Source organism: Komarekiella delphini-convector SJRDD-AB1 (genome assembly GCF_014831675.1).
Taxonomy (GTDB): domain Bacteria; phylum Cyanobacteriota; class Cyanobacteriia; order Cyanobacteriales; family Nostocaceae; genus Komarekiella.
On the sequence record NZ_VJXY01000039.1, the window covers coordinates 72,526 to 79,468 of the forward strand.

The 6,943-nt window shown below is 39.8% G+C and carries 6 protein-coding genes; 4 read left to right on the top strand and 2 right to left on the bottom strand.

Going from position 1 to position 6,943, the window contains the following annotated elements; translation table 11 throughout:
• Window positions 1-298: 298 nt before the first annotated feature.
• Entirely contained in the window at window positions 299-1,192 is an 894-nt protein-coding gene (locus FNW02_RS26905) for a DUF2382 domain-containing protein (RefSeq protein WP_191760543.1), read from the bottom strand.
• Between the two features lie 515 nt (window positions 1,193-1,707).
• Between FNW02_RS26905 and FNW02_RS26910 the strand changes: the two genes are divergently transcribed.
• The 4 genes from FNW02_RS26910 to FNW02_RS26925 all read left to right on the top strand — a co-directional run bounded on the left by FNW02_RS26910 (window position 1,708) and on the right by FNW02_RS26925 (window position 5,231).
• Window positions 1,708-2,799, top strand: coding sequence for a general stress protein (locus FNW02_RS26910; protein ID WP_191760544.1), 1,092 nt, complete (start codon window positions 1,708-1,710; stop codon window positions 2,797-2,799).
• Window positions 2,800-2,955: 156 nt separating this feature from the next.
• The gene (locus FNW02_RS26915) at window positions 2,956-3,411 is read left to right on the top strand and encodes a CAAD domain-containing protein (RefSeq protein ID WP_191760545.1); all 456 of its coding nucleotides are present in this window, start codon (window positions 2,956-2,958) and stop codon (window positions 3,409-3,411) included.
• Window positions 3,412-3,655: 244 nt separating this feature from the next.
• A complete protein-coding gene (locus FNW02_RS26920; protein ID WP_191760546.1) occupies window positions 3,656-4,138 on the top strand; it encodes a hypothetical protein in 483 nt (160 codons plus the stop codon).
• A gap of 385 nt (window positions 4,139-4,523) precedes the next feature.
• Window positions 4,524-5,231, top strand: coding sequence for a hypothetical protein (locus tag FNW02_RS26925; RefSeq protein WP_191760547.1), 708 nt, complete (start codon window positions 4,524-4,526; stop codon window positions 5,229-5,231).
• 120 nt (window positions 5,232-5,351) lie between these two features.
• On the opposite strand, the gene FNW02_RS26930 is transcribed toward FNW02_RS26925, so the two are convergent.
• Entirely contained in the window at window positions 5,352-6,572 is a 1,221-nt protein-coding gene (locus FNW02_RS26930; RefSeq protein WP_191760548.1) for a sensor histidine kinase, read from the bottom strand.
• Between the last annotated feature and the right edge of the window lie 371 nt (window positions 6,573-6,943).

Below are 6,943 nucleotides of genomic sequence, written 5' to 3' on the forward strand. Positions count from 1 at the left end.
TGCAGCATCAATTTATCAAAATATTTTGCTGAGAAACAGTAGATAAACTACTCCTACTAACGAAAATGCAATCTAAGCTGTCGCGCATATCTGCACATCTTTTCGTGTTGGCTGTTGACGGTTGACAGTTAACCGTCAGCGGTTAACGAACCTTATGAGTGACTGTGCAATTTAAAAGCGTAATAGCTTAATACTTTTCTTGTCTGTTTTGTACTTTAGGAAAAGGTAAAGGGTAAATTTCAGCCTTGCCCCTTTTCCCTTAACCGAAAGATATTGAAAAGTACGTGATTTAGTCAACTTAAATCTGGTCAGTTTTATTGACTATTGGAGTTCCATCCGTGTCAACATCTAATTCTTCGCGTCGAATGGTTTCTTGAGCTTCAACTGTTTCTTGTTCTACAACTTTTTGCACTCTAACTTCTTCACGCACGAAAGCTTCTTTACGAACGTCAGCAACTTCTTCGTAGATTTCCATGTGTGCTACTTCGCCTTCGCGGAAGTTAGCTGTTCCGGGAGACACAACTTTACCTGCGTCTTGAGGAGTAACTCGCTCAATTACGATTCGCTCTTTTTCTACTGGAATAGCAACTCTTGCAGTTTCAGTTTCAACGTGCTTACCAATCGCTACTTCTCCGGTTTTCCGGCGCTTTTTGTTAGCAACCAGTCTTTCTTCGTAGAGTTTGAAGGTTTGGTCTTCCTGAGCGCTAACATCATATAGATCTGGCTCTTGCGCGTAGTTGTAGTTGTTGCGATCATAACTAGGAGCAGTGTACCCACCTGTGGATGCTACCGCAGCCGTAGATGTTGCATCCAGAGGCGCTGAGCTTTCTAAAGGCTGTGTGCGATATCCTCCACGCACTCGTTCTTCATAGTCGTAGTCAAGCGCTGTATGCTCTTGATATTCAGGTAAATTTTCCGCTTGCTCTCTTGTGATACCAACAACATAAACACGGTCTGCTCTAGAGTCAATCTGTGCTTTACCTATTGGTAGCAATACTTTCTTGCCAAAAATCCAAAAGCCTATGTCAACGATTAAATAACGGAATGTACCTTCGTCGTCTACTACAGCATCACTTACTGTACCAATCTTCTCATCAGTTCCTCGGACATAGACACCCATTCCTTTGATGTCTTTACCCTGAATAGTATTGTGATAGTCTGGGTCGAATTCACTTATTCTATGGAGTGGCATTATTTTATTCCCTAAAATCTTTTGCTTTTCATTACTAGACTAAGAAATTAGTTCATATAAATCTTCTCTCTGAAGATTGACTTCAATCACTTTGATGATTAACCAAAGGTATTAATTACGTGTAATTAAATAAGTAAAAAATTATTTCAATTTTGGGTATAGTATTTATGTACTTAGTAAAATAAAAATTAGTTTTAATATTTTTGTGACTAGTTTCTAGCATTTTTATGACTAGCTTCTAGTACTAAATGTAAGGCTTGAAGTTAAGCAAGCCTATGTATTTACAGTAATTTATGCTAATTAAATATTTGGATTTATACCTTACATTTAATTAAAAAAAACAGTTCACTTTTTAGCTTTGATTGTTTTACTTGTAATACTTCTTTTGTCACTCTTGAGAAAGACAGAATTTATTCCAAGAGATTGAGGAGAATTGAATTTCAAAATGCCTAAATGTTATTAACGCATCAATAATTTTGTAAATTAATAATTTTCTTTTGCTGCAAGGAGCAATAATGGTTTTAGGTATACATCGGCGTGCTGTAGGCGTATTTACTCATCGTCGGGATGCAGAGCACGCGCTGCATGAGTTGAGAGATTCAGGCTTTGCAATGGATAGAGTTTCTGTGGTTGTGCAGGATGCAAACCGCAATGATGATATTGCTGGTGCTGAAGTTAGACGGGTTGGTGATAAAGCTGATGAAGGTGCAACACTAGGAGCACTTTCCGGTGGTGCTTTAGGCGGCTTGACTGGTTTATTGGTTGGTCTTGGTACTCTAGCGATTCCTGGTGTTGGCCCAATCATGCTTGCTGGTGCAACAGCAACAGCCTTGGCTACGACTGTCGCAGGCGTGGGTATTGGTGCTGCTGCTGGTGGTTTGCTTGGCGCATTGATTGGTTTGGGAATTCCCGAAGAACGAGCTAGAGTTTACAACGAACGAGTGGAGCGCGGACACTACTTAGTGATTGTTGATGGCGCAGATGCAGAAATTGCTAAAGCAGAAGCAATTTTACAACATCGAGGTATTGAAGAGTTTGGCATTTATGATCATCCTGATCGCCAGCGTAAAACTACCAGTAGCACTGCAACTACTCCTAAAACTGCTATCCTGAATCGGGGTACTAGTCTAACCAAAAACGCTGTCGGTCACTTCAGTAACCTTAGTGATGCCGAAGTAGCAATTAATGATTTGCGTGCGGCGGGTTTTCCTTTGAGTCAAATTTCTTTAGTTCACAAAGACTTTTCTCAACCAGAACGGTTGACAAGTTTTGCCGTAAGCGATCGGTTTGATGCCATGAGGTTAGGACTACCAGATGAGCGGGCGCGTTTCTTCAGCGATCGCATCACTCAAGGAGATTATGTCATTATCATCAATGGCACAGATGATCAGCTTCGTCAAGCTGGCTCTATTGTTAGCAGACATGGAATTCAAGAGTGGCAAATTTATGACCCAACTTTAATTAGTTCTATAAGTCATAACTATGCTAACGACACCTCTGAAGGTTACGACCAAGGAGTTTATCAGCAAACAGCTATTTTTGATACTACTTACAATAGTGAAGACCCTGCCGTGATTATAGTTGACCACCGAGATCAAACTGTTTAACTATCCACTAGTACTAACGCAGCAGTTAGCTAAAATTGAACCTTTAACTAAGGAAATAAAAGGCGCTAAAAATTGTAGTTATCATAAACGTTGCCAAAGTTGATAACAACATCAAACGATGAAACTGTTCTCATTGCAAAAAATCAGGAGAGAATTATGGAAACCGAATTACAGCAACAGCAATACATCGATGCTGCTTCCCAAAACCAGATAGAAGCACTTAAAGGTTCTGAGGCTAGAAACCTGCCAGTATTACCACCCGCCTTACAAAATGAAGAACAATGGCAAAGAATTGGGAGACAGATTTCTGTATTTTTGGCCAAACTACCTGAGTATATAGGTAGGTTTTACCAAGAATACAAGCTACCGATTCTCAGCTTTGCTTTGCTTGTAATAGGAGTTACGTTCCTAAGAATTTTTCTAGCGGTACTGAGTGCAATCAATGATATTCCACTAGTTTCTCCAAGTCTACAGTTAATTGGGCTTAGTTACACAACTTGGTTTATTTTCCGCTATTTACTCAAAGATTCTACTCGGCAAGAATTAGCAGCAGAAATTCGCTTGATTAAAAAACAAATTCTAGGCAGACAAGAGTCAGAAACTTTAAGCTAACCGCAGTATCGTAGTGCAGACAACAGTTTGTTGTTTTGCCATATATGCCTAGCTAAGTAATCGTGGTAATCCAATTTTTGATTTTAGATTTTGGATTGATCCCATACATAAATCTGCTTGCTCTGTAACATCTAGGAATGTCGGTCAAGTAGAAATTGGTTTTTTACTTGACCATTTTACAGAAATATAAACTCTTGTACTAAGTCATAACACTGCACCATCTAAATTCAGGGAAAAAGGAAATATGATGAAGACTCATAAACTAGCTTCGTTTCCCGCAGCAGTATTTCTTTCAACATTACTAACATTACCGCTGCTTAATAGCTGCGGCGGAGGTTCTCAAAATACTGCACCACCTCCGATTAACGATAGTGTTGGTAGAAATTTAAATAATCGTCCCCCCGTAAATCAACCTCAAGCTAGGAAGGGATTGAGTACAGGACAGAAAGTGGCAATTTTGGGAGGAGCCGCTGCACTTTACTATCTCTATAATCAGCGAAAAAATGCCCAAGGAGCGGGAGCACAAGGTAAATACTACCTTTCTAAAAATGGGCGTGTTTACTATCGAGATGCTCAAGGTCGCCCTATCTGGGTAACACCGCCACAAGGGGGTATTCGTGTTCCAGAAGAGGAAGCACGACAATACCGTGACTTTCAAGGATATAATAACAGTCCCACAGGGCGCGATTTAAGGGGTTTGGGTCAAGCTCCTGTTCAGACATATTAACTGTTGTAAACATAAAAATAGATGGCATGTATTTGTCATTCTATTTTTATGTTTAATATAAAATCTTTTTACATTTAAACTTAACAATATATTGTAGTAATCCGATTTGATTCTTGAATCACTCATAAAGACAGGTAAGGAAAGAAGTAAGTAAAAATAGTGTACTGAGATATATTTAAAAGCTGAATAGGAATTTTATATAAAAAATTAAAGCATTACAAGGTAAAATAACACTTCAAAAGAGTCTTATACTAACAATTTATTAATATTTTAAATGCATTAATATCTTTGGATAGATGCTATTAAAAAAAGAAAGCGATTAATATCTGAAAAGTAATTACTTGACCGTTAATAGGTGAGTGAATTAAAACTTTAGGAGGAACAAATGAATTTATTAGAAAAAATCTTCGGTGGTGGTCAGGCACAAGAAAATGACTACCGCAATTTTGTCAACCGCTACGAACAGGGTTTACCCCATGAGGGATACTCTGATGAAGAAGTTTTGAACCGTTATCAGCAAGTATCTAGACAGTTACCTCCAGAACTGTACCAGGAATCTGCACAAGAAGCTTTTAATCGGATGTCACCACAAGAACGGATGCAGTTTGGTCGATATCTTCAACAGCAGACACGTTCTTCAAACTTGAATTTTCCTGATCTGAACCAAGATGGTATAGACGATCGCTTTCAAGATCCAAATTATCTTGCTCAAACGACAGGTCGGATTCACCAGCAACAACCAGATATACTCAGTCAAATCCTGGGTGGTGTTACGGGGAGCTTTACAGGTGGTCAAGGTGGTAACATTATGAGCAACCCATTGGCGAAGGGAGCGATGGCGGGTATCGCGGCTCTAGCTGTCAAGAAGTTGATGCAAGGAGGCAATCAAGCAAATTATGGGCAGTATGGTAACGTCCGCCCTGCTAGCGAAGATCCCTACGGTGATCCAGCAGATTATGGACAGTATGGTAATGTCCGCCCTGCTAGCGAAGACCCCTACGGTGATCCGGCGGATTACGGGCAGTATGGTAACATCCGCCCAGCTAGCGAAGATCCTTACGGTGATCCCGCTGACCAACAGTACCGTTATTAACGTCAAGTAAGCATATCAGCGTTGGTTGAAATTCAATGATGATATGAGCGCAATATGTGAGAAATAATTATGGAGAGTTGTGGTCAAGTAGAAATCAGTTTTTTACTTGACTGCCTCTACCTACTGAAACGTTTTTGCTATAAACTCTACTTCGGTTATTACTTCCAATGGTAGAGTTACTGTAAATGTGGAACCAACTCCCACCTCAGAAGTAAGATTGATTTCGCCTTGTAATAGCTTTACCATACGTGCAACGATCGCAAGTCCCAATCCTGTGCTATCAGGAAGATGCAGTTTTTTGGAGTGTTCAGCACGAGCAAAGGGTTCAAAAATGCGCTCTTGGTCTTCAAGTGCTATGCCAATTCCCGTATCTCTGACTGTGATCGCCCATTGATTGCTGATAAATGAATGACACTCAATAGTCACGCTACCTGTTTCTGTGTAGCGAATAGCATTACTAACTAGATTAGTCAAAATCTGTTGCAGTCTTAATGGATCTGTTAACACTTGCATTGGTGCGTTTTCACAGTTCAGCAGTAGCTTGAGTTGTTGCTTATCTGCTAAAGGCTGCATAGTTTCTACAACAGTGTTAATTATAGAATGAACATCCGTTGTTGCAAGGTGTAACTGCATCCCACCTGATTCATAGCGAGAAAGCTCTAGCGCATCGTTAATTATATGCAGGAGTTGACGACCGCTACGCAACACACGCTCGATATGCTCGACGCTAGTAACAGTATCTTTGAGTTCGGGGGAGCGCTGTTGACGAATGAATAGTTCTGAGTAGCCAATAATTGAGGTAAGCGGTGTTTTTAGTTCATGTGCCAGCATATTTAGGTTTTCTTGGCTAGTACGAACTAACCGCCTCAATTCTTCAACAGTTAAAATTAATTGGTTTTGCAGGTGTTCTAGTTCGTTTAACCGCTCTTTGACATAGCTTTGAAAGCACTGAGCGATCGCTTCATCCACAACTGCATTAATCAGCGACACTGACCGTAATACCTCCTCTACAGTTCCCTGCAACAATTCTGCACGCAGATTAGTAAATATAATGGTACGGAGTAAGTGATATTCTCGGACAACTTCTGTGGGGTCAAAGCCTTGTTCTGCTCTTAGCAAACCATGTTCTAAGCTAGCTTCGACAATCGTTTTAATATCACTTGCTTGAGTGTGAGCCAGTACTGTCACCAAAGCAGTGAGAACATGAGGAACATGATCTCGAATAGCTGTTTTCGAGAGATTCTCAGTACTTTTAATTTGTTGGTCTTGAGCTACTGCTTCAACCCACTGTTGAGCGATCGCATCAACTTTTTGTGACAGCAAGTGACTAAAATCTTGCATAATGTAGATTCAGTAGGTATGTAATTTAATCTTTTAACATCGCTTGTAGAATAGCCAATTGGCAACGGTCTGTAAGCAGAGATTTCCTAAGTCTATCCTGAAAATAAGGCAGAGCGCTCTGTGTCTACTGACAACTACACAACCTTTTGAAAGCAAGCAATTAAGGGACTTGTTAGTAATTTTGAGCCAAGCCCATCCTGGTTTCTTTGTCTTTAACTTGCATTCATACATGATTGAGAAATATCTATAGCAATCCTAAATCAGTTATGAGAAAATGCTTAAAAGTACTAAAGTAGTAATTAGTACAAAAATATGGTTATGCAGGGATGTGGATACAATCATTAGAAGATTTTATTAAAGAAAGCCTAGAT